18 protein-coding genes are annotated in these 22,601 nt (G+C 68.6%); 8 read left to right on the forward strand and 10 right to left on the reverse strand.

Annotated elements, in window-relative coordinates; all coding sequences use genetic code 11:
* Window positions 1-57: 57 nt before the first annotated feature.
* Complete coding sequence (locus HMPREF1868_RS02215) at window positions 58-1,158, forward strand: nucleoid-associated protein (RefSeq protein WP_062529971.1); 1,101 nt, start codon at window positions 58-60, stop codon at window positions 1,156-1,158.
* A gap of 90 nt (window positions 1,159-1,248) precedes the next feature.
* Here HMPREF1868_RS02215 and HMPREF1868_RS02220 read toward each other — a convergent pair whose 3' ends face one another.
* Window positions 1,249-2,022 (reverse strand): YaaA family protein, encoded by a 774-nt coding sequence (locus HMPREF1868_RS02220; protein WP_062529973.1) that lies wholly within the window; start codon window positions 2,020-2,022, stop codon window positions 1,249-1,251.
* A gap of 149 nt (window positions 2,023-2,171) precedes the next feature.
* Here HMPREF1868_RS02220 and HMPREF1868_RS02225 point away from each other — a divergent pair, with 149 nt between their 5' ends.
* The 4 genes from HMPREF1868_RS02225 to HMPREF1868_RS02240 all read left to right on the forward strand — a co-directional run bounded on the left by HMPREF1868_RS02225 (window position 2,172) and on the right by HMPREF1868_RS02240 (window position 6,862).
* Entirely contained in the window at window positions 2,172-2,666 is a 495-nt protein-coding gene (locus HMPREF1868_RS02225; RefSeq protein WP_062529975.1) for a prepilin peptidase, read from the forward strand.
* 297 nt (window positions 2,667-2,963) lie between these two features.
* A complete protein-coding gene (locus HMPREF1868_RS02230; protein WP_062529977.1) occupies window positions 2,964-4,442 on the forward strand; it encodes an APC family permease in 1,479 nt (492 codons plus the stop codon).
* An 87-nt stretch (window positions 4,443-4,529) separates the two neighbouring features.
* A complete protein-coding gene (locus tag HMPREF1868_RS02235; RefSeq protein WP_009279535.1) occupies window positions 4,530-5,777 on the forward strand; it encodes a metal-dependent hydrolase family protein in 1,248 nt (415 codons plus the stop codon).
* Window positions 5,778-6,004: 227 nt separating this feature from the next.
* On the forward strand, window positions 6,005-6,862 hold the full coding sequence (locus tag HMPREF1868_RS02240; RefSeq protein WP_062529979.1) for a LysR family transcriptional regulator: 858 nt from the start codon (window positions 6,005-6,007) through the stop codon (window positions 6,860-6,862).
* Window positions 6,863-6,876: 14 nt separating this feature from the next.
* Here the strand turns inward: HMPREF1868_RS02240 and HMPREF1868_RS02245 are convergent, their stop codons facing one another.
* Entirely contained in the window at window positions 6,877-8,070 is a 1,194-nt protein-coding gene (locus HMPREF1868_RS02245) for a coiled-coil domain-containing protein (protein WP_231782230.1), read from the reverse strand.
* A 211-nt stretch (window positions 8,071-8,281) separates the two neighbouring features.
* Here HMPREF1868_RS02245 and HMPREF1868_RS02250 point away from each other — a divergent pair, with 211 nt between their 5' ends.
* Entirely contained in the window at window positions 8,282-8,857 is a 576-nt protein-coding gene (locus HMPREF1868_RS02250) for a cysteine hydrolase family protein (protein ID WP_009279532.1), read from the forward strand.
* 166 nt (window positions 8,858-9,023) lie between these two features.
* On the opposite strand, the gene HMPREF1868_RS02255 is transcribed toward HMPREF1868_RS02250, so the two are convergent.
* Both HMPREF1868_RS02255 and HMPREF1868_RS02260 read right to left on the reverse strand, forming a co-directional pair.
* Window positions 9,024-9,503: a hypothetical protein gene (locus HMPREF1868_RS02255; protein ID WP_156439383.1), complete on the reverse strand. Its 480-nt coding sequence runs from the start codon at window positions 9,501-9,503 to the stop codon at window positions 9,024-9,026.
* Window positions 9,504-9,531: 28 nt separating this feature from the next.
* The gene (locus HMPREF1868_RS02260; RefSeq protein ID WP_062529985.1) at window positions 9,532-11,040 is read right to left on the reverse strand and encodes a C69 family dipeptidase; all 1,509 of its coding nucleotides are present in this window, start codon (window positions 11,038-11,040) and stop codon (window positions 9,532-9,534) included.
* Window positions 11,041-11,175: 135 nt separating this feature from the next.
* Between HMPREF1868_RS02260 and HMPREF1868_RS02265 the strand changes: the two genes are divergently transcribed.
* Both HMPREF1868_RS02265 and HMPREF1868_RS02270 read left to right on the forward strand, forming a co-directional pair.
* The gene (locus tag HMPREF1868_RS02265; RefSeq protein WP_062529986.1) at window positions 11,176-12,975 is read left to right on the forward strand and encodes a glycerophosphodiester phosphodiesterase family protein; all 1,800 of its coding nucleotides are present in this window, start codon (window positions 11,176-11,178) and stop codon (window positions 12,973-12,975) included.
* A 191-nt stretch (window positions 12,976-13,166) separates the two neighbouring features.
* A complete protein-coding gene (locus HMPREF1868_RS02270) occupies window positions 13,167-14,195 on the forward strand; it encodes a 3-deoxy-7-phosphoheptulonate synthase (RefSeq protein WP_062529988.1) in 1,029 nt (342 codons plus the stop codon).
* A 94-nt stretch (window positions 14,196-14,289) separates the two neighbouring features.
* Here HMPREF1868_RS02270 and HMPREF1868_RS02275 read toward each other — a convergent pair whose 3' ends face one another.
* The 6 genes from HMPREF1868_RS02275 to HMPREF1868_RS02300 all read right to left on the reverse strand — a co-directional run bounded on the left by HMPREF1868_RS02275 (window position 14,290) and on the right by HMPREF1868_RS02300 (window position 22,465).
* Window positions 14,290-15,351, reverse strand: a complete 1,062-nt coding sequence (locus HMPREF1868_RS02275; RefSeq protein WP_062529990.1) for a septal ring lytic transglycosylase RlpA family protein — start codon at window positions 15,349-15,351, stop codon at window positions 14,290-14,292.
* A gap of 479 nt (window positions 15,352-15,830) precedes the next feature.
* The gene (locus HMPREF1868_RS02280; protein ID WP_062529992.1) at window positions 15,831-16,571 is read right to left on the reverse strand and encodes a peptidylprolyl isomerase; all 741 of its coding nucleotides are present in this window, start codon (window positions 16,569-16,571) and stop codon (window positions 15,831-15,833) included.
* A gap of 210 nt (window positions 16,572-16,781) precedes the next feature.
* The gene (locus HMPREF1868_RS02285; protein WP_062530422.1) at window positions 16,782-18,653 is read right to left on the reverse strand and encodes an ABC transporter ATP-binding protein; all 1,872 of its coding nucleotides are present in this window, start codon (window positions 18,651-18,653) and stop codon (window positions 16,782-16,784) included.
* 112 nt (window positions 18,654-18,765) lie between these two features.
* Window positions 18,766-20,610, reverse strand: coding sequence for an ABC transporter ATP-binding protein (locus HMPREF1868_RS02290; protein WP_197414924.1), 1,845 nt, complete (start codon window positions 20,608-20,610; stop codon window positions 18,766-18,768).
* Window positions 20,603-21,085, reverse strand: a complete 483-nt coding sequence (locus HMPREF1868_RS02295; RefSeq protein WP_062529993.1) for a MarR family winged helix-turn-helix transcriptional regulator — start codon at window positions 21,083-21,085, stop codon at window positions 20,603-20,605. Before HMPREF1868_RS02295 ends, HMPREF1868_RS02290 begins: the two co-directional genes overlap by 8 nt.
* A gap of 462 nt (window positions 21,086-21,547) precedes the next feature.
* Window positions 21,548-22,465 (reverse strand): alpha/beta fold hydrolase, encoded by a 918-nt coding sequence (locus HMPREF1868_RS02300; RefSeq protein WP_062529995.1) that lies wholly within the window; start codon window positions 22,463-22,465, stop codon window positions 21,548-21,550.
* Window positions 22,466-22,601 lie beyond the last annotated feature (136 nt).

The raw sequence follows: 22,601 nt of genomic DNA on the forward strand, positions 1-22,601 counted from the left end.
ATCCTAGGTGCCCGCGGCCGACCCCGGCCGCCCGCGAACGACAGGCAGGGAGAGACCATGCTCAGAGTGACCCACGCCATACTGCACGCCTTCGAGTTCGAGACCGGGAGCAGCTACCTCTCGGAGCGCGAGCTGGACCTCTCGCAGCGCCCGGTGAGGTCCTACGTGCAGCGGCGGCTCAGGAGCGTGTCGTCGAGCCCCGACAACCGGCATGGCAGCTTCAGCGAGCAGAGCGCCTTCGCGCAGACCCTCGACGAGTACCGCCGGGGGCAGGTGGGCTTCGTCGAGATATCCGACCAGCTGGGACGGTACCTCTGGGAGGAGCTGAGGCGCTGCGAGGAGCTCGAGGAGTGTGACCTCCTGGTGGCCGACTTCAGCGAGACGCAGGATATGGGCTCCAAGGCGGCGGAGAAGACCCAGGTGACGCAGGCGTTCGAGGACGCGGCCACCAGCCTGGACGAGGACGAGGCGCCGGACCTGAGCCGGCGCTGCTTCGCCGCGGTGCTCCTTCCCCGCAAGCAGGCCTTCGTGCACGACCTGGGCAACGACGCGTCCGGCATGGCCGCCAACGAGATACTGCGCCAGGACTCCACCCTGCCCAACCCCACCGCCAAGGTGGACTCCTACCTCCTGGTGGACCTCCAGGACCTGAGCATCGACTTCAGGGACAAGCCGCGCACCCAGGGCAGCCAGGAGTGCCTGATCATTCCCGACGGCCTCCTGCAGTGCAGCGCCGAGGCCTCGAGCCGCGAGGCGATGGAGGCAGTCGAGCGCATCGTGGAGGACGTGGCGGAGGAGTGCGGCATCAGCCCCGTCGAGGCCGTGGCCCAGGCCAAGGCCTACGTGGCGAGCAGCGCCGAGCGCGAGGAGGCGTTCTCTCCCGAGGAGGTGGGCCGCGAGGTCTTCGAGGGCAGGCCCGACGTCCAGGAGCGCTACGAGCAGGCGGCCCGCGAGGAGCGCCTGCCCGAGGAGGTCAGCGTGCGCCGCGGCGTGGCCAACCGCATGGCGAAGAGCCACAAGATACGCACCGACACGGGGATTGAGATCAGCTTCCCCTCCGAGTACGCCTCGAACGACGACTACATCGAGTTCTCGCGCGACGTCGAGGGGCGCGTGTCCATCCTCATCAAGAACGTGGGAAGCATCCAGAACAAGTAGGGAGGCGGCACCCGCACCCGCCTCGGTCCTCGTCCGGGACGAGGCGAGAGGCACCGCGCCCTCGGAGGCTCCCGGCCTCCCGCGCCGGCCCTAGCGCCGCACGAAGGCGAGCGTCCCCTCGTCGCAGAGAGCCTCGTCGAGCTGGTAGCCGCGCTCGCGGAAGCCGCGCAGGCCATCCACGTCCTCGACGCCGCGCTCCGCGGCCCAGCGCACGAGGCTGCCACGCGCCGCCTTGGCCTCGGTCGCCTGCTGGACCAGCTTACCGTCCCGCCCGCGCGGCACGAGGAAGGAGCAGGTCAGCTGCCTGGGGTCTCCTGGCCGGAGCCAGGGGAGCACGGCACGGGCGTACTCCTGCGACGCGAGGTTGACCACCACGTCCGCTTCCGGGCCTTCCGCGAGCGCGTCTGCGATGCGCGAGCCCCAGAAGCCATAGAGGTTGCCCGCGCCGTCGACGGCGAGCCGCGACCGCATCTCGAGCCGGTGGGGACAGATGCCGTCGAAGGGCCTGAGCAGCCCGTACAGCCCCGACACGATGCGCAGGTGGCGGGCCAGCCACTCCAGCTCGCGCGCCTCCATGACCTGCGGTGACAGGTGCTGGTACTGGATTCCCACGTAGGACATGACGGCGGGGGAGAGGGACGTCGTGGGGGCCAGCAGGTCCTCCGGGAGGGTGCGGAGCTGCTCCCAACAGGAGGCGGCGAGCCCCTCCGAGCAGCGCCATACCTCGCGCGCGCCCTCGGGCCCGAGGGCGCGCAGGGCGTGTGCGAGCTCGTGGGCGTCGTCCAAGAAGCGCGGTGTTGCGTCGGCGGGGGGCTCGCCCTCCTGACGGACCATCCTCTTGGCGGGTGAGACGATCATGAGCATGGGAACGTGGCCTTCCTGTGTGTGGCGTCGGGGGTGCCCCGTCTGGGCAAACTCAGCTGACATTCTAGGCAAGGACGAGGGAGTGGCGGCCCGGTGATGGGACAATGACGGCGTCGCGAGCCACACGCAAGACACGATTTGGAGGAGACATGCCACCCCTGCCTGCCCTCGCTGGCCTCGCGCTCGTCCTCGTCGTGGCCTCGGCCGTCGACCTCAGGGAGCGCAGGATCCCCAACGGGTGCGTCGTCGCCGTCCTTGTGCTGGGGATGGCGCGCGTCGTCTGGGCGCACGACCCCTCCCGCGGGCCGGTCGCGCTCGCGCTCGAGCTCGCGGGCGCCCTCGTGCCGGGCCTTGCCGTGGGCACCTTTCTCCTCGCCTTCTCCCTCGCGACCGCGCGGCTGCTGCATGCGCCCGGCATGGGCGGGGGAGACCTGAAGCTCCTCGCCGCCCTCTCCTGCCACCTGGGGCTCGAGGGGGGCCTCGTCCTGGTCGCCCTCTCCTGCTTCCTGGCTCTGCCTCCCGCGTTCGTCTCGCACCTCGCGCGCGCGGGTCGCGGTGGACCTGGCAGCTCCCTCCTCCGGCAGGACTTCGCCTGGGCACCAGCCATCTCCGTGGCCGCCCTCCTGCTGGTCGCCCTTCGCTAGGGGCCGCCAAGAAGGGCCGTCGACCACGGGGAGGGGCCCGTGGCGCTCGCCCCATTGCCTCTGCGAGGCACCCAGATGAGTCGCGCTCATGTGTCCATTAGGAAGCGTCATGACCTCCTCGTGCGCCCCTGCCGTTCGCGCCGCCAGAGCATCCGCCCGCATTTCGGGCGGGGTCGGCCCCGGACCCCACTTACTAACTTTTCCTATGTGAGAAGGCTATGTGAGAAGGCGCACCCCGTCGGGGGATGCGAACCGATTCCGACGCGGGCACGCCCCGCGCAAGAGGGGGAGGGACGCATGTCTGACAAGGCTGGGCAGCCCGTCGCCTCCGGTGGCATGAAGAAGGAGCTCACGCTCTTCAACTTCTTCACCATCGGCTTCGGAGCGATCATCGGCACGGGCTGGGTTCTGCTGGTGGGCGACTGGATGGTCCTGGGCGGAGGCCCCGTGCCCGCCATGATCGCCTTCGCCCTGGGCGCCGTCTTCCTCGTTCCCATAGGCATGTGCTTCGGCGAGCTCACCGCCGCCATCCCCATCTCGGGCGGGATCATCGAGTACGTCGACCGCACCTTCGGGCGCAAGCTCGGCTTCCTCACCGGCTGGATGCTGCTCCTGGGCAACGCCCCGCTCTGTCCCTGGGAGGCCATCGCCATCTCGACCTTGCTCACCGACCGCTTCGCCGAGTTCCCCGCCCTCGCATGGCTGCGCTCCGTGCGCCTCTACACCATCCTCGGCGCCGACGTCTACCTCTGGCCCACGGTCATCGCCCTGTGCTTCGCCGTCCTGGTGATCTACCTCAACTTCAAGGGTGCCGGCGCCGCGGCCAAGCTCTCGTCCTTCCTCACCAAGGCGCTCCTCGCCGGCATGGTCCTCGCCATGGCCATCTCCATCGCCACGGGATCCCCCTCCAACGCGCTGCCCGTCTTCTCCCAGGTGAGCGAGGCGGCGGGCGGTAGGTCGACCGGTGCCACGAGCCTTCTGGGCGGCGTGGTCGCGGTCCTGGTCATGACCCCCTTCTTCTATGCCGGCTTCGACACCATCCCGCAGCAGGCCGAGGAGGCCTCCGCCAACCTCGACTGGAAGAAGTTCGGCCTGGTCCCGGCCATCGCCCTTTTGGCCTCCGGGGTCTTCTACCTGGTCTGCATCTACTCCTTCGGCTCCATCATCGACTGGCATGAGTTCGTGCGCGCCTCCGTGCCCGCCCTGGCAGTGCTCGAGCGCATCAACCTCTTCTTCTATGTCGCGATGCTGGTCATCGCGACCCTAGGCCCCCTGGGTCCCATGAACTCCTTCTTCGGCGCCTCGACCCGCCTCATGCTCGCCATGGGACGCAAGGAGATGCTCCCCGCGTCCTTCGCCCAGATCGACCCTGCGTCCGGCGCTCCCAAGAAGGCCAACGTCGTGCTGGCCGTCCTGACGCTCGTCGGGCCCTTCCTGGGCCGCAACATGCTCGTCCCCCTCACCAACGTGGCCTCCCTGGGCTTCATCTTCGCCTGCACCATGGCCGGCTTCGCCTGTCTGCGCCTGCGCAGGACCGAGCCCGAGCTCAAGCGTCCCTACAAGGTGAACGGCGGCAGGTTTGGCATCTGCTGCGCCATAGTGGCCGGGCTCCTGATCATCGCCCTCATGGTGGTCCCCGCGAGCCCCGCCGCCCTCAACGGCGTGGAGTGGGCCATCACCATCGCCTGGGTGGTCCTAGGCTTCGCCCTGCTCCTGGCCTTCGGCAGAAGGGGAGAGGGGCGTGCGTCCGCGGGCGTGGCCCAAGGGCGCCAGTAAGGCAACCATCGCCCGGGATCCGGCTCGCGCATGCCGGGCGACCGCACGCAAGGCAGGAAGTCAAGCTAGGAAAGTGGAGGCAGGATCATGGGCAAGTACGCATTCGTGGGCGGCAAGCTCGTAGACGGAACCGGAGCGGCCGCAGTCGGGGACAGCCTCGTCCTGGTGGACGGCAAGACCATCGCCTATGCCGGCACGGCGACCGAGGTGCCCGAGGGATACAAGGTCATCGACGCGGCCGGTCACACCCTCATGCCGGGCATCGTGGACACGCACATCCACTTCTCGGGCAACCTGACCGACAACGACAACGACTGGGTCATCGAGACCGTGGCGCAGAAGCAGGCCTGCGCCGTCAAGCAGGCCTACGACGCCGTGACCCACGGCCTCACCACCTGCTGCGAGATCGGTCGCAACGGCATAGCCATCCGCGACCTGGTCAACATGGGCGTCATGAAGGGGCCGCGCATCTTCGCCACCGGCCTGGGCTTCTGCCGCACCGCGGGCCACGGCGATTCCCACCACCTGCCCTTCGAGATGTCCAAGAACGGGCACCCCTGGGGCGATCAGGTGGACGGTCCCTGGGAGCTGCGTCACGCCATCCGCATGCGCCTGCGCGAGAACCCCGACGCCATCAAGATCTGGGCGACCGGCGGCGGCATCTGGCGCTGGGACTCCGGCCGTGCCCAGCTCATGAGCACGGAAGAGATCAAGGCCGTCTGCGACGAGGCCGCGATGGTGGGCATCCCCGTCTGGTCGCACTCCTACAACAGCATCTCGGCCGCGTACGACTCCGTCCGCTTCGGCTGCGAGCAGCTGATCCATGGCTTCGAACTGGATGACGTGACCATGAGCCTCATGGCCGAGCAGGGCACCTTCTTCACGCCCACCGTGGGCTTCCTGCCCAGCTGGTACGGCACCTACCCACCCGAGTGGACGCCCGAGCTGGACAAGTTCCCCGGCAAGGACAACGCCGAGAAGGGCATCGCGCGCACCTGGGCCAACCTCAAGCGCGCCTACGAGCTGGGCGTCACCCTCACCGTGGGCTCCGACTCCTTCAGCTTCAGCACGCCCTATGGCTACACCACCATCGACGAGATGTACGCCTGGGTCGACCACTGCGAGATCCCGGCCATGGACACCATCACGGCCGCTACGCTCAACGGCGCCAAGATGGTCCACAAGGAGGACGAGTTCGGTTCCATCGAGAAGGGCAAGCTCGCCGACCTCCTCATGGTCAGGGGTGACGTCCTGGCCGACATCCACGACCTCACGCCCGACAACATGGACGTGATCATGAAGGAGGGCGACATCATCATCAAGGACGCCCTGTAGCCCTGCCACCGACCCCCCGAGGCGCCCCGCTCCCACTCCCTGGGCGGGGCGCCCACCCCCCGCCCTCTCTCGGCCCGTCCTGCGCTGCGGGCCGCGGGGTCCCTTGCCCGGGAGGCGGTCCCAGCCCGTGCCGGGACCGCCTCCCCCGTCCTCGACCCCGTCCGGTGGATGGGGGCTTCTCTTCGCCGCGTCCGCGTCCTAGACTCGGGGCGTTCTGGGGAGGGGACATGAGCGCCAATATCAACAAGTACCGCGCCTTCCTCGAGGCGGCGCGCAGGGGGAGCTTCACCAAGGCGGCGGGCGCCCTCGGCTACTCGCAGTCGGGCGTGAGCCACATGATCTCTGACCTCGAACGGCTCTGGAGCGTGAGGCTCTTCGGGCGTGGTGGCGGCCCCGTGGTGCTCACGCGCAGGGGAGAGGAGCTCCTCCCCCTGGTCGAGGAGCTCTGCCGCAGCTACGACCGCCTCCAGCTAAAGCTCGACGAGGCGGACGAGGACCTGCCCTCCGTGAGGGTCGCCGCGACCTCGAGCATCGCCGCCTACCGGCTGCCCCGCCCGCTCGGGCTCTTCGTGGCCGAGAACCCGCGAATCCGGGTGGACCTCCTTTTGGGAACCTACGCCGAGGTCGAGCGGCTCATCCTGGAGGACGAGGTCGACCTGGGCTTCCTTCCCAACGTGGCGGGAAGGGAGGACCTGCTGGCACGGCCCTTCGACAGGGACGAGATCGTGGCCGTGCTCCCCGAACGCCATCGGCTTGCGTCGCGGGCGCGCGTGGACATCGAGGAGCTGGCGGACGAGGAGTTCGTGGCGGACGCCGAGACGGCGCCCCTGCTCCAGGCCGACCTGCGCCACCTCAGGGTGCGCTTCGAGACGGCGGACGTCACGGCCATCATCTCTATGGTCGAGAGCGGGCTGGGCGTGTCGCTCCTGCCCTCGCTCGCGCTCGAGCGCTGCCCCTTCGACGTGATCGTGCGGCACCTCGACAATCCCGCCTTCCGTACGACCTACGTCGTCTGCAGGCGTGACGCGCCGCTCTCTCCCCCTGCCGCCGCGCTCTTTGCCCTGCTCGACTCGAGTGCCTGCTAGGAGGCCTGCCGCGCCTAGGCCAGCACGATGCCCATCAGCCAGCCCCAGCGCGGGGTGACGGTCCCGCCGTAGTAGCTGATCCAGTCGCTGAGGCTGCCCGTGCGCACGTAGCCCACGTTGTCCATGATGGTGCCGTTGCCCACGTAGATGCCGATGTGTCCGTAGATGCGGCCAGCGCTGGTGTGCGGGTGGGTCGACACGGCCACGATCATGCCGGGCTTGATCTGGCTGAGGTTGGAGCTCGTGCACCAGGAGTTGTACATGTCGTTGGCGTTGCCGCCGGCATAGGCGTAGCCGGCGTTGCTGAAGACCTGGCTGACCCACATGGCGCAGAGGCCGGCGCCCGGCGAGGGGGTCGACTGGCAGGCGGCGAGGACGCGGGCCTGCGAGCCGGTGGTCGTGCCGTCCGCTCCCAGGCTCCCGGAGACGTTGGACGAGGCACCCCCGCCCACGGAGGACGAGGCCGCAGCGGCAGCCGCCTTGCGGGCCGCCTCGGCGGCGGCCTCCTGGCGGGCCTTCTCCTCGGCCATCTCCTGGATCTCGGCGTCGCGCTTGGCGATGAGGTCCTTCACGTCCTGGTCGAGCCCCGCGAGGACGCCCTGGACCTCCTCCTGCTTGGACTGCATCTGCGCGAGCTGCTGCCTCTGGGTCTCGTTCAGGGCCTCGAGCTCGGCCTTCTGGCCCTCGAGTTCGGCCTTCTGCTGGTCGAGGGCTGCCTTGGCGTCCTTGACCTCCTGGATCATGCGCTCGTCGGCCTCGGTGATCTTGCCCATGTAGTAGAGGTTCGAGGTGAGCTCGCCGAAGGAGGCGGAGTTCATGATGATGCTCAGGAAGTCGGTGTTGCCCGACTTGTAGGCGCTGTTGATCCTCTCGCCCAGGCGCTCCTTCTTCTTGTCCAGGTCGGCCTGGGTCTTGTCAATCTGCTCCTGGGTCTTATCGATCTGGTCGTTGATGCCCTCGATCTGGTCGAGGGTCTTGGACTGCTCGCGCGAGAGCGCCTCGTACTCGGAGGCGATTTGGTCGAGCTGCGCCTGCACCTGGTCGTACCTCTCCTGCGCGGCGCTGAGGTCCTGCTTGGTCTGCTCGAGGTCGCTCGTCGTGTCGGCGAAGGCGCTCGTCACGTTGAGGAGGCCGGCCACGGTGGCGCTCGCTCCCGCGCCGAGGAGGAGCTTGAGGGCGCTCCGGCGCGTCATGTCGTTGAGTCCCACGTTGTCCCCTTGTTCGTTTGGGCTGCGTTTGGCAGATCGGCGTGTGCTGACATGAAAGGATACTACCCAGACGCAGGCGGGCGCCCTCATTTGCGCAAGCTCCACATGCCTTGGGGCGGGGGCGGCTCCCGTGTCCTCGCGCCCTGGGGGCAGGGGGACGCGGAGACTGGGCTAGCATGGAAGGCACCATATCGGCAGAGGGAGGCAAAGCATGGGGAACGCGCTGGACATCGACCGCAAGACGACGGCACTGCTCGTGATCGACGTGCTCGAGGCGGTGGGCGAGGACGCGGTGTACGCGCCCTCGCCGGAGGAGGGGGCCATGGTCGCCAACTGCGCGCGCGTGGTGGACGCGGCGCGCGCGGCGGGGCTCCCCGTCGTGTTCTGCGACGACGAGCACCTCGAGGGCGTGGACCGCGAGCTCGAGCTCTGGGGGCCGCACGGCATCAAGGGGAGGACGGCGCCCGCGGCGGCGCTCGGGGCGGGCTCGGGGGAGCGTGACTTCATGGTGCCCAAGCGCCGCTACAGCGGCTTCTTCCAGACCGACCTCGACCTGCTCCTAAGGGAGCTTGGGGTGAGGACGGTCGTGGCCGTGGGCTGCGACACCAACGTCTGCGTGCTCCACACCCTCGCGGACGCCTACTTCAGGGGCTACGACAGCGTGCTGGTCGAGGATGCCACGAGGACCTTCCTCTGCGGCAGCCAGGAGGGTGCCGTCGAGCACTGCCGGAAGTGCTTCGGCTCCGTGGTCGCGAGCACCGACGAGTTGGTGGCGGCGCTGGCCTAGCGGGTCCGCGTCGCTCTCGTTGTCGTCCGGCTATACGCCAGGCGAGAGGTGACGCCGCCGCACCGTGAGTCCGCCCGGAGCGGCGGCGTCACTCGCCGTGGCGCTAGGCCAGGAGCAGTGCCGCGAGGAGGGCGGCCTGTCCCAGGGAGTTGGTCGCCTGCTCGACCTAGTTGGAGCGGGCGTCCAGCTGGTCGCGGTGCCGCGCGAAGCGGACCATGGCCAGCATGCAGGCGAGCCAGAGGGCGAGGAGCGGGCAGGAGGGGAGGCTCAGGAGCCTGCCTGCGACCAGGGCGAGCACGGCCGTCTTGGTCGCGATCCCCGCCGCCATGAGGGCGAAGCCCAGGGGCATGAGGTAGCGGAGCTGTCGGCTGAGGAGGGGATGGTCGCCCCTGCTCAGGGCGAGGAGGAGCTTCCAGCACACCTTGCCGAGGCCCGCCGCGAAGGCCAGGACGGCTCCTGCCACGAAGGCCGGGCTCCCCAGCCTGCCGCCCAGGACGAGGGTGGAGAGGCAGAAGAGCGCCACCGGCACGCCGTCGAAGAGGGCGAGCCCCAAGGTGAAGCCCTCGGGCGGAATGGGGCCCTGACCCTCGGCGCCCCCGGACCGTTCCCTCGCGTTCGTCGCCCCCGCACGCATGTCAGCCCACACCCCTCTCGCCTCGCGTCCCATCGTCCCCCTAGCGGTCGCTCCGGGCGAAGCCGTTCCTCATGTCGAGGGAGGCTTGGAGGAGGACCTTGGAGAGGAGCTCGCCGGTCTTGTCGCGGAGCATCCTCGCGATGCGCCCGTTGGCCTCCTCCAGCTCGTCGCGGGCATCCTCGCGGCTCGAGCCCTGCGCGAGGAGAGACGCGTCCGTGCGGGCCAGCTCCTCGTGGCCGCGCGCCGCCACCGCCTCCTGGTAGCTCTCGACGGCCGCCGCCGTCGCGTTGAAGTGGGCGTCCGCCAGTGCCGCCACCAGGCGGTTCGACCAGTAGAAGCTCTGGGTCGTGACCTCGTCGGTGGTGTTGGAGAGGTACTCGGGCATGGAGCGCACGTTCGCGTAGAGCGGCACGAGCGCGTTGAAGGCGTTGCAGCCGAAGGCCGTCCACTGGACGGCGCGGCAGCCCTCGGGCGCGTAGGGCCTGAGCTGCAGTGCCGCAAGCTCGCCGTTGCGGTTGATGCCGACGGGGCGGTACCTGCCGCGCTGGGCGTCGTCGCCGCGTCCGTAGGGGTCGAAGGGCGTCCCCTGGTAGTGGAGCGAGAGCGCGTCCTTCACGTCCTCGACGGTGAGCCTGCGCTCGGGCACGCGACTCCAGGGGAGGGAGTCCGACTCGGGGGAGAGGTCGCCCGAGCCGTCGTCCCAGTTGCCGGTGTGGGGGTTGAGCAGGCGCTGCATGGACCAGGCCCGCGGCGTGTTGTAGACGTGGTCGGCGTCGGAGTGGCTGCCGAAGGCCTCGCGGGGGTTGAACGCGTCGCCGGGCTCCAGGCTCAGGTCGAGGTGGTTCTTGGCCATGAACTCGCGCAGGTCGGCCGAGCAGAGGTGCTCCCTCTGCGCCCCGAAGGCGTCGGAGAGGTCGAAGGAGTCGATGCCCAGCTGGTTGGGCATGGTCACGTAGCAGTCGTCAGGGACGCGGCGGGCGATCCAGTGGTGGCCGCCCACGGTCTCGAGCCACCAGACCTCGTCCAGGTCCGAGAAGGCGACGCCGTTGGGCTCGTAGGTGCCAAACTCCTCGAGCAGGGAGCCCAGGCGCAGCACGCCCTCGCGGGCGGTCCTCACGTAGGGCAGGACGATGGTGACCATGTCCTCCTCGCCGATACCCCCGGGGACCTCGGGCACGTAGCCCTCCTCGCCGGGCGTGCCCTTGGCGGGGACGAGCTCCACGTAGGGGTCCGCGCCCAGCACGCGGGGATTGGTGGTGAGGGTCTCGGTCGCGCTCATGGCGACATCGGACTCGTTGACGCCGGCCTCCGCCCAGATGCCGTCCCTGTTGACGGCGTCGGGCACGGAGCTGTAGCGCTGGGGGTCGTCGGGGAGCTCGATCTGGACGTGGCTCACGACCGAGCGGTAGTGGCGGGGCTGGTCCTGGGGGAGGACGACCTCCATGCGCTTGGGAGTGAAGACGCCAGAGGGGGAGTCCTCGTTGCGCGCGATGATGGTGGAGCCGTCGTAGCTGGCCTTCTTGCCGACCAGTAGGGTGGTGCAGGGCATGGGTACCTCCGCTTCTCGTCTCGTGTGCCCTCTCATGATAGGTCCGTGGGAAGTCGTCGCGCGGCAGGGAGCCGCATCGGGTCCGCCGGGGCTTCTGCTAGTCTGTCTTGGCGAATCCCGTGGAGAGAGGGCCCCATGAAGACGCTTCGCGACGTCCTGCGACTCCTGTGCGCCAACTGGCGCACCTTGGCCCTCTTCGAGCTCTTGTTCAGGGCCGGCACGGCGCTGGGGCTGGCGCCGCTCCTCCGCCTGCTGCTCGACGCCGCCATGGCCGCCCAGGGCTATGCGTACCTGACCTGGGAGAACGTGGGATCTTTCCTGCTGCGTCCGCTCAGCGTGGCCCTGGTCGTCGTCGTGGGGACGCTGCTCATGCTCCTCTCGGTGTTCGAGCTCGCAGGTGTCCTCGTCACCCTCGAGCGTGGGAGCAGGGGAGAGGCGATGGGCCTCCGGGAGCTGCTGCCCCTGGCCGCGCGGCATTCCCTGCGGGCCCTCGCCCCGCGCAACCTCGGCCTCGCCGCCTACGTCCTGGTGCTCGTCCCCCTCGTGAACCTGGGGGTCTCGACCGGCGTGGTGCGCTCGCTCGCCGTGCCTGAGTTCGTGGAGGAGTTCATCTACCAGAGCGGCGCGCTCACGGTCGCCCACGCGCTCGCGCTCGTCCTCGTCGTGGTCCTGCTCGTGCGCTGGTCCTACGCGCTCAACGCCTTCGTGTGGGAGGGGCTCGACTTTCGCCAGAGCCTCGCCCGCTCGGTCGAGCTAGGCCGGCGTCGGCGCCTGCGCGACCTCCTCTGGCTCGTGGGCATCCAGGCGCTGGCCGCGCTTGTCGCCGGCCTCGTGCTGCTCGCAGGTGGTGGCGCGGCGGGCGTCCTGGCACAGGCGCTCTCCGAGCGGCCCGTCGCCGCGGCCGTCGCCTCGTCCCTCGTGCTGGCGCCTCTCGCCTTCTTCGCGGTGGTGTGCCTGGCGCTCTCTCCCGCCCTGGGATACGCGAGCGTGAGCGCGCTCTACCTGGCGCGAGAGGGGCGCCATGCCGTGGCGCGGACGCAACGTGCGTGGGACAGGGAAAGGGTCGCCCTGGTGGCGGGGCTGGCAGGCCTGGGCGTCTGTGCGTGCGCGGCCCTGCTCCTCGCCTTCGGACCGGCGCTGCTCGAGCCCTTCGGCCAGGGGGGAGCCGCCGTGCAGCTGACCGCCCACCGCGGCGCGTGCCTGGAGGCCCCCGAGAACACCATGGCCGCCTTCCGCCAGGCCCAGGAGCAAGGCGCGGACTGGGTCGAGCTCGACCTGCAGCAGAGCGCGGACGGGGGCATCTTCGTGAGCCATGACGCGCGGCTCAAGCGCGTCTCGGGCGTGGACAAGGCCGCCTGGGAGCTCACGCTGGAAGAGGTTCGCGCGCTCGACGCGGGCTCGCACTTCTCGCCCGAGTTCGCCGAGGAGCGCTACCCCACCCTGGGGGAGGTCCTCGCCTGGGCCAAGGAGACCGGCATGAGGCTGAACATCGAGCTCAAGCCCACAGGCCACGAGCGCGACCTCGAGGGTGAGGTCGCGCGCCAGGTGAGGGAGGCGGGCATGGGCTCCCAGTGCGTCTTCACCTCGATGAGCTACGACTGCCTGCTGCGCCTGCGCGAGGCGGCGCCCGAGGTCAGGCGCGCCTACGTGATGACCCTGGCGTACGGCGACCTCTGCCAGCTGGACGCGGCGGACCTGTTCTCGGTGGAGGAGACGAGCTGCACGGCGCAGCTCGTGGGCTACCTGCACGCGCAGGGTCGCGAGGTCCTGGCCTGGACGGTCAACGACGAGTCCAACGTGCTGCGCGTCGTGGAGAACGGCGTGGACGGCGTGATAACCGACGACGTGCCGCGAGTTCGGGAGGCGCTCCAGGACCGAGACGGGCGGACACCGGTGGGAATCGCCCTGGATTGGCTGGCGGGACTCCTGGCCTAGTCGTGCGGGCCGCCTCGGCCGGGTGTGAGGCAGGCGTATGTGTCGCGTGCGAGAACGCCGTCGTGCCGCCCGCGCATGTGACGTCGGGCATGCCATAATTCCCAGAGCCCGAGGCGCCAGCCTGCGGGCCCACGGCCGAGCCCGAGCCGCCCGACCATGGTTGCGAGACTAACGTCCGGAGGTCCCCCAGCATGCCCATGAACTTCAAGCGTCGCCTTCCCATACCCAGGGAGATTCGCGACGAGATGCCCCTCAGCGCCGAGGAGGTCGCGCGCAAGCGGGCCTTTGATGCCGAGGTCGCCGACGTCATCTGCGGCAGGAGTCCGCGGCGCCTCCTCATCATGGGCCCCTGCTCGGCCGACCGCGAGGACTCCGTGCTCGAGTACATGGGCCGCCTCTCTCGCCTTGCCGAGGAGGTCAGGGACAAGGTCCTGGTGATACCCCGGGTCTACACCAACAAGCCGCGCACCAGGGGCACGGGCTACAAGGGGCTGCTGCACAACCCCGATCCCGAAGGGGGCTCCGACCTCCTTGGGGGCATCCGCGCCATCCGCCGCATGCACCTGCGCGTGGTGCGTGAGTGCGGCATGTTCACTGCCGACGAGATGTTGTACCCGGACAACTACCAGTACCTCGTGGACCTGCTGAGCTACGTCGCGGTGGGGGCCCGCTCGGTCGAGAACCAGGAGCACCGGCTGGTCGCGGGTGGCATCGCCGCTCCCGTGGGCATGAAGAACCCCACGGGCGGCTCCACAGACGTGATGCTCAACTCCATCTATGCCGCCCAGGCGCCGCAGACCTTCATCTACCGCAACTGGGAGGTCCAGACCACGGGCAACCCCCTGGCGCACGCGCTGCTTCGCGGCTACCAGGGCCTCGACGGCATCAACTACCCCAACTACCACTACGAGTACCTCGAGCGGCTGGCCCAGAAGTACCAGGGCGAGAGGTACCAGAACCCCGCCGTGGTCATCGACTGCAACCACGACAACTCGGGCAAGCGGCCCCTCGAGCAGGCGCGCATCGTGGACGAGGTGCTGGATAGTGTGAGCCGGAGTACCGACGTCGCGGGGCTCTTCCGGGGCTTCATGGTGGAGTCCTACCTGGTGGACGGCAGCCAGCCTGTGGGCGGGGGAGTGTTCGGCCAGTCCATCACGGATGCCTGCCTGGGGTGGGACGCGAGCGAGCGCCTGGTGCGCGACATGGCGGAGCGCCTCTAGGGGCGGACGTCCGGGGGAGAGGGACGAGCGCCCCCGCGGCCCGAGGACCGCGGGGGCGCCGTTGTGCGCTGGGAGCGTTGGGCCTCGCTCGTGGCTAGCCTACGATGCGATAGCCCACCGTGCCGACGCCGTCGAAGCCTAGGGCGTGGGCGACGGCGGGCTGGAGGTCGATCTCTCGCCCGGCGACGAAGGGGCCGCGGTCGTTGACCACGGCGGTGACGGTGTTGCCGCCGTAGCTGATCTCCACCACGGTGCCCAGGGGCACGCTCTTCATGGCGACGCCCATGGAGGTGGGGGTCACGACGTCACCGGAGGCCGTGGCGCTGTACATGAGCCCGTCGCCCTCGCCGTAGGTGGAGGCTCCCACGTAGTTGTAGCTGGGCTTGGCGGGCTGGGCTGGCGTCGCCTCCCGCTGGGGCTCCTCGGCCTTGGCGGTGGGGGTCGTCTCGTCCTGGCCCTGCCCGCCCTTGGGGGCGGAGGCATCGGCCGCGTCGGCACCCTGCTTGGCCGTGGCAGCCTCGATGGCCTGGTTGGTCGACTGGTCCGGCGTGCCTGCGGCGAGCTGCTGCTCGTAGGCCGCCTGCTGGGCGGCAGCGTTGGCGGTGGCGGCCTGGATGGCGGCCTGCTTCGCCGCCTCCGCCTGCTCGTAGGCGCCCTGGGCCTCGCTCGCCTGGACCTCTGCCGCCGCCTTGGCGGATTCCAGCGCCTGGCTGGTCCGGTCCAGGTCCTGCTCCATCTGGGTGAGCTGGACCATCTCGTTGAGCTTGCTGGTGGTGATGGCGGTCAGGTACTGCGCCTGGGAGAGGAACTGGTTGAAGTCCTCGGCCGAGAGCAGCATCGAGACCAGGTTGGCCTGGTCCTGCTGGAGCCTGTAGTGCGCCCTGATGGCCGACGCGGCACGCTCGCGCTGGGCGGGGAGCTCGGCCTCGAGCTCTGCCTTGTGGGCGGCGTTGTCCTCGATCTGCCCCTGGATCTGGCTGACCTTCTCCGTCGCGGCCTGGTAGCTGTCGGCTGCCTGGATGGCGGCCTGCTCGAGGGACTCGAGGCTCTGGTCGGCCAGTGCGACGTGGGGGCTCGCGAGGCAGAGGAGACCGGCGACGGCGGCGGCTCCGGCCACGCGCGCGACCCTGCTGCTGATGGGCTTTAGGTCAAACATGGTCCTCCTCGGGCGAGGGCGGCGCGCTGGGGCCGGGTTGGCCGCAGCTTGGAAGCTTGCCCGACCCTCGTTGGCGAATGGGCATCTTTGACATGATATGACCCCACGGGACCCCTGGCAGAAAAAACATGAATCTGTACTTGAGGGTTTGCGGCCGTGGGCGTGTTGCCGCCTGGCGTGCGCGTGCTGCCTGCGTGCCGCCTCCCATGATGACGAAGCGCTCCCCCTGGAGCCGCCTTCCCAGAGTTGTCTGCGGATTCCGCATACAACTCCGAAATGATGTAACGCATCTACCTGCGAAAACGCAAACAGCTGAAAGAATAAATCAAAGTTCTAAGCGAAAAACAGCATACAACTACATCGTGCGCGATAGGTCTAGACGCGTGGGAGAGGGGCGATGGGCCTGGCCGACGGAAGAAGCACGATGGATTTGCTGTGCGAGAGAAGCGCGATGGGCCGGCCGCGTGCGGGAAGCGCCCCTAGTCGACCATCGAAATCCGCGTGATGCGGGGTTGGTCCGCTGCGGCGACGCTGCCGTTGGAGTCCTGGACGGGCGTCTTCTGGGCGATGGCGTCCACCACGTCCATGCCGTCCGTCACCTTGCCAAAGGCGGCGTACTGGCCGTCGAGCGAGCCCGCGTCCTCGTGCACGATAAAGAACTGGGAGCTGGCGGAGTCGTAGTCGCTGCTGCGCGCCATGCTGATGACGCCCCGCTTGTGCATGATGGGGTTCACCACCCCGTTGGCGCTGAACTCCCCCTTGATGCGGCGGTCGGAGCCGCCGGTGCCGTCTCCCTTGGGGTCTCCGCCCTGGATCATGAAGCCGCTGATTACGCGGTGGAAGGTCAGCCCGTCATAGAAGCCCGCGCCCGCAAGGTCCGCGAAGTTGCTCACGGTGACGGGGGCGGCGTTGGCGTTGAGCTCGAGTTCGATGCTGCCGAAGCCCTCGACCTCGATCTTTGCGTGGTGGGTGCCACTTCCGTAGCCGTTGTCCAGCGGCGCCGTGAGGACGCCGGATCCGCTGGCGGCCCCGTCGCCGGGGGAGCCTGCGCCGGAGTCCCCTGTGCCACTCTCGCCTGACCTCGTGGCCGTACCCGAGGCCCCACCGCAGGCAGAGAGCGCGAGTATCCCGCCCATGCCCAGGGCAAGCGAGAGGAGCGTGCGGCGGCTCATGGGAAGAAGCTCCCCACCCTGGTTGGAAATCCGGTCCTGGCTCCGCATGTCTCTCTCCCTTGGCTCGTGGCGTGGCGACCATGGTAGCGCGAGCGGGACGGAAGCGCCAAACAGTGGGGGTCGCGCCAAACGGCGGGGAGGCGCGCAGGAGATGCTGCCGCACCAAACGACGACGGGCCCGCACGGATCTCTCCGCACGGGCCCGCGAGGCGCGCCTCGTCCCTGCCGCGACGTCGAGACGGCGCGGCGCCAGCCTGCCTACTCGAGCTCGAAGGCCCCGGTGTAGAGCTGGTAGTAGGTGCCCTTCTGGGCGATCAGCTCGTCGTGGGTGCCGCGCTCGATGATGTGGCCGTGGTCCAGGACGATGATCGCGTCCGAGTTGCGCACGGTCGAGAGTCGGTGGGCGATGACGAAGGTGGTGCGGCCGTACATCAGGGCGTCCATGCCCTTCTGGACGATCTGCTCGGTGCGCGTGTCGATGGAGGAGGTGGCCTCGTCCAGGATCATGACGGGTGGGTCGGCCACGGCGGCTCGGGCGATGGAGAGGAGCTGCCGCTGCCCCTGCGAGAGCGAGGCGGCGTTGTCGGTGAGCATGGTGTCGTAGCCCTGGGGCAGGCGCTCGATGAAGCTGTGCGCGCCCGCGAGCTTGGCGGCGCCGATGCACTCCTCGTCGGTGGCGTCGAGCCTGCCGTAGCGGATGTTGTCCATGACGGTGCCGGTGAAGAGGTTCACGTCCTGCAGGACGATGCCCAGGGAGCGGCGCAGGTCGCCCTTGCGGATCTTGTTGATGTTGATGCCGTCGTAGCGGATCTTGCCGTCGGCGATGTCGTAGAAGCGGTTGATCAGGTTGGTGATCGTGGTCTTGCCCGCGCCCGTGGCGCCGACGAAGGCGACCTTCTGGCCGGGCTTGGCGAAGAGGGTCACGTCGTGCAGGACGGTGTGGTCGGGCGTGTAGCCGAAGTCGACGTGGGAGAGGCGCACGTCGCCCGCCAGGGGCACGTACTCCACGCTGCCGTCCCCATGGGGGTGCTTCCAGGCCCAGGTCTCGCTGCGCCGGTCGCACTCGACGAGCTCTCCGGAGGCGTCACGCTCGGTGTTGACCAGGGTCACGTAGCCCTCGTCCACCTCGGCCTCGCGGTCGAGCAGGCCGAAGATGCGCTCCGCGCCGGCAAGTCCCATGACCACGAAGTTGATCTGCTGCGACACCTGGCCGATGGAGCCGGCGAAGCGCTTGGTCAGGTTGAGGAAGGGCACCACGATGTCGATGGTGAGCGCCAGTCCCGAGATAGAGGGGTTGGGCACGTTGAGCGCCAGGAATACGCCGCCCATGAGGGCGACCGCGACGTAGGCGAGGTTGCCGAGGTTCATGAGGATGGGCATCATCGTGTTGCCGTAGATGTTGGCGCTCTTGGAAGCCTCGAAGAGCTCGTCGTTGACGACGTCGAAGTCCCGTACCATCTGGCGCTCGTGGGTGAAGACCTTGACGACCTTCTCGCCCGTCATCGCCTCCTCGGCAAAGCCCTCCGCCTTGGCGAGAGAGCGCTGCTGGGCCAGGAAGAAGTGGGCGCTCCTGCCGCCCAGCACCTTCACGGACTGCGCCATGACGGCGACCATGACCAGCACGACCACGGTCATGGGCAGGGAGTACCACAGCATGATGGCGAGCACCGACGCCATGGCCATGAGGGTCGAGAGGATGTTGGGCAGCGCCTGGCTGATGAGCTGCCTGAGCACGTCGACGTCGTTGGTGTAGTGGCTCATGATGTCGCCGTGCTGCGTGCTGTCGAAGTAGCGGATGGGCAGGTCCTCCATGTGGTCGAACATGGTGTTGCGGACCTTCATGAGGGTGCCCTGGGTCACGACGGCGGTGAGCTGCCCCTGCGCGGTGACGAAGGCGAGCCCGGTGAGGTAGAGCACGACGAGCGACGCCACGATCTGCAGGATCGGGCCGGACGCGCCCGCCCAGTCGCCGCTCTGCCAGTGCTCGGTCACGACCTGCAGCGCCTGCTGCAGGAAGATGGAGGGGAGGGACGCGATGACCGCTGCCGCGACGATGCACACGACCATGGCGACGGTCTGCACGGGATAGAAGCCGAAGACGAGCCTCAGCGTGCGTCCCAGCACCTTCATGGGGTTGGCGGGACCGTGCCCGCGGCCGCCCTCGGGCTGCGTGGCCTCGTCCGCCTTGGACGTTGCTTCTCCGCCCGCGCCTGCCTTTGCCTGCAGGTCCTTGGTGTCCTTGCTACTCATGGGACTTCGCCCCCCTTCCCTCAGCCGAGCCGTCCGAGGCGAGGGCGCCCATCTTCTGGTCGTGCGACTGCTTGTTCTGGCTGGTGTAGGTCTCGCGGTAGATGGCGTTGGTGCGCAGCAGCTCCTCGTGGGTGCCGACGGCCGAGATGCGGCCCCTGTCCAGGACCACGATGCGGTCGGCGTCTTCCACGGAGGAGGTTCGCTGGGCGATGATGATCTTGGTGGTGGAGGGGATGAAGCTCTTGAACCCGGCGCGGATGAGCTTGTCGGTCTTGGTGTCGACGGCGCTGGTGGAGTCGTCCAGAATCAGGATCTTGGGCCTCTTGAGCAGCGCGCGGGCGATGCAGAGGCGCTGCTTCTGGCCGCCCGAGACGTTGGTGCCGCCCTGCTCGATGTAGGTGTCGTACTTGTCGGGCATGAGCTGGATGAACTCGTCCGCCTGCGCGAGCCTGCACGCCTCGACGAGTTCCTCGTCGGTGGCGTCGGCGTTGCCCCAGCGCAGATTGTCCTTGATGGTGCCCGAGAAGAGCACGTTGCGCTGCAGCACCACGGCGACCTGGTCGCGCAGGGTGTCAAGGTCGTACTCGCGCACGTCGTGGCCACCCACGCGCACGCTGCCGTTGGTGACGTCGTAGAGTCGGCTGATGAGCTGGATCAGCGTGGACTTGGACGAGCCCGTGCCGCCGATGACGCCGATCACCTCCCCGCTCTTGATGTGGAGGTCGATGTCAGAGAGGGCCATGCGCTCGGCCTTCCGGGAGTACTCGAAGTCCACGTGGTCGAAGTCGACGGAGCCGTCGGGCACCTCGGTGAGGCCGCCCTCGGGGCTGGTGAGGTCGCTCTTCTCGAGCAGGACCTCACAGATTCGCCGCGCGCTCTCCTCGGACATGGTGATCATCACGAAGACCATCGAGAACATCATGAGGCTCATGAGCATCGAGAAGCCGTAGGTGATGAGGGCCGAGAGCTGCCCCACGTTCATGAGGGCACCCTGGCTCTGGATGATGGCGCGCGAGCCGAAGAAGATGACCACGGTGTAGATGACGTCGATGGCCAGGGTCATGATGGGGGCGTTGAAGGCCAGCAGGCGTTCGACGTGCACGAAGTCGTGGTAGAGGTTGCCGGAGGCCTGCTTGAACTTCTGCTTCTCGAAGTCCTCGCGGACGAAGGACTTGACCACGCGGATGCCCGAGACGTTCTCCTCGACGGAGTCGTTGAGGCGGTCGTACTCACGGAAGATGCGCCTGAACATGGGCATGACCTTGGCTGCGATCCCAAAGAGGAAGAAGCCGAGGACGATGGCCACGACGACGTAGATGACGGCCATGCTGCCGCCCGTGACGAAGGCCATCACGATGGCGAAGGTCAGCATCAGCGGGCTGCGGATGGCCGTGCGGATGAGCATCATGTAGGCCTGCTGCACGTTGGTCGTGTCGGTGGTGAGGCGCGTCACGAGCGAGCTCGTGGAGAAGCGGTCGATGTTCGAGAACGCGAAGTCCTGGATGCTCTGGAACATGTCGTGGCGGAGGTTGCGCGCGAAGCCGGTCGCCGCGACGGAGCAGGTGTAGCCCGCACCCGCGCCGAAGGCGAGGGACGCCAGGGCGAGCCCCACCAGGATGAGCGCGTAGCGGACGATGACGTCCATGCCCGCGCCGAGGTTGAGCTGGTCGATGAGCTGGGCGGTCATGAAGGGGATGATGCACTCGATGACCACCTCGCCCACGACGAGTATGGGCGTCCACACGGAGGTGGACTTGAACTCCCTGACGCTGCCGCCCAGGGTAGAGAGGATCTGGCCGTAGCTCAGGCCCGGCATCGCCTTCTCCTCGTTACTCATTCCCTGCCTCCCTCTCCTTCTGCTCGATGAGCTTCCAGTGCTCCATGAGCCGGTCGAGGTCGTCCGCGAGCTCGAGGCGCCGCGCCTGGTCGAGCGGCTCGAAGGCCTCGCGCTCGAAGTCGATCTTCTTGCGCGCGACCTCGCAGGCGAGCTCGCGGCCCGCCTCGGTGAGGGCTATGTCGAGCTGGCGCTTGTCCTGCTCCGAGCGGGTGCGGACGACCAGTCCCTCTCCCTCGAGCTTCGCGAGCACCTCCGAGAGGGCGGCGGAGCTTATGCCCACGCTCTCCTGCAGCTCGCGCTGGGTGAGCTGGCCCCCGCAGTGCAGCAGGCGCACGAGGACGAACTGCTTGCCGCCCCGCCCTCCCGCGTGCACGTGCAGGAAGTGGCCGAAGTAGCCGAGGCGGCGCAGGATGCGTTGCTCGACGGACTTCGATGCCTCCTCCAGCTCCCTGTTCATCTCGTCTTCCGTGGTCACCAGATTCCTTCCTCGCGTTGTTTGACCTGAGGGATGATAGGTACCTAGCAAATCGATGTCAAGGTACCTAGGAATCATTTGAGAGGTACCTTGCAATCTTCACATTGCAGCCTCGGCGTCGTGGCCCCCGTCGTCGTGGCCCAGGTGCCGTGGCGTCGTCGTGGCTCAGGCGTCGTGGCTCTGGCGCTGTGGCGCCGGCGTCGTGGCGCCCGTCCGCTCCCGCCATCGACCTCCCCCTGCGTTCTCTATGCCATTCTCTGAAATCGATCGTGTAAAACCCCAGTTGGGAGAGATCCAGGTTCAGGAATTTGCATAGAGAAGGAGCTGAGGTTCAGGAAGTGGCATAGAGAACGGCAGCTCTGCGCACACGTCGTGCCCGATGGCGTCCAACACGCACGAATCCCATCCGAAAGCGTCAAACGCGTCTGGGGCGCTCGCAACGTCCCAGGTCGCTGGAACCGCTCAGACGCGTTGGACGCTGCGGGGAAATTGCGACCAATCGACGCCCTGCTCGGCCTCGGCAATCGTCACCAGGAGCTCGCGCAGGACAGCCTCGGGGGCGACCTTGGGAAGGGTGTGGTCGGCGTCCGCGACGAAGGCCAGACGCGAGCCGGGTATCGAGCGCGCGATGAGGCGGGTCTCGTCCGCGGGAATCTGGTCGAGCTCGCCTGCCATCACGCAGCAGGGGCAGGAGATCCGTCCCAGGCTCTCTGCCTCGATGTGCGGCTCGACCAGCATGAGCCGGAGGAGTTCCGCCATCTGGGCCGCCTGCCTGCGGCTGGGGGCGGGCGTTCCGTCCTCGTAGAGGGCGGACTCGTCACCTGCCGTCGTCCAGGCCTCCCACTCGCCCGCGGCCTCCGCCAGCTCGTCGTTGCCGGGGATTCCCTCGGGAGAGAGGTTGGCGCCCACCGACATGAGGGACGCGATGCGCTCCGCGTGGTCGCGTGCGAGCAGCAGCCCCTCGATCGCGCCGTCCGAGAAGCCCAGCACGTGGACGCGCGCGAGTCCGGCGGTATCGAGGACGGCGAGCGCGTCGTCCGCCATGAGCTCGTAGGTGAGCCGCGCCGTCCCGCGCGTGCTCGTGCCCTGGGCGCGCGAGTCGACGGCGACCACGGGGCGTCCGCAGGCCACGAGGGCGTCGACGAGGACGCCGAAGATGCCGTGCTCCTCTCCGTTGCCATGGAGCATGAGGACCGGCAAGACACCCGGCGTGGCGGCGTTCGCGGTGACGGCGGCGTCGGCGGCTGGCGCGTAGCAGAAGGCGGATATCCGCGCGCCGTCGGGGGTCTTGACCTGCAGACGTCTATCCAGCGGCGCCGTGGGGCGCGCGTAGGGGCGGGGGACGTGACGTTCGGGCAGGGCGGGTGCGTCGTTGCTCATGGAAGCTCCTCCTGGCTGCGTGGCTGCCCAGATTCTAGGTGAGAAGAGCGCGACCGCCGCCTTCCGCAAGGTGACGGTCGCGCTCCGAAGCGCCCCGTGCAGGGGGTGACGGCTTTCGGTGGCCTTCCGCTCGGCG

Origin of the sequence: Olsenella sp. DNF00959 (genome assembly GCF_001553055.1) — a bacterium.
Taxonomy (GTDB): domain Bacteria; phylum Actinomycetota; class Coriobacteriia; order Coriobacteriales; family Atopobiaceae; genus Olsenella_I; species Olsenella_I phocaeensis.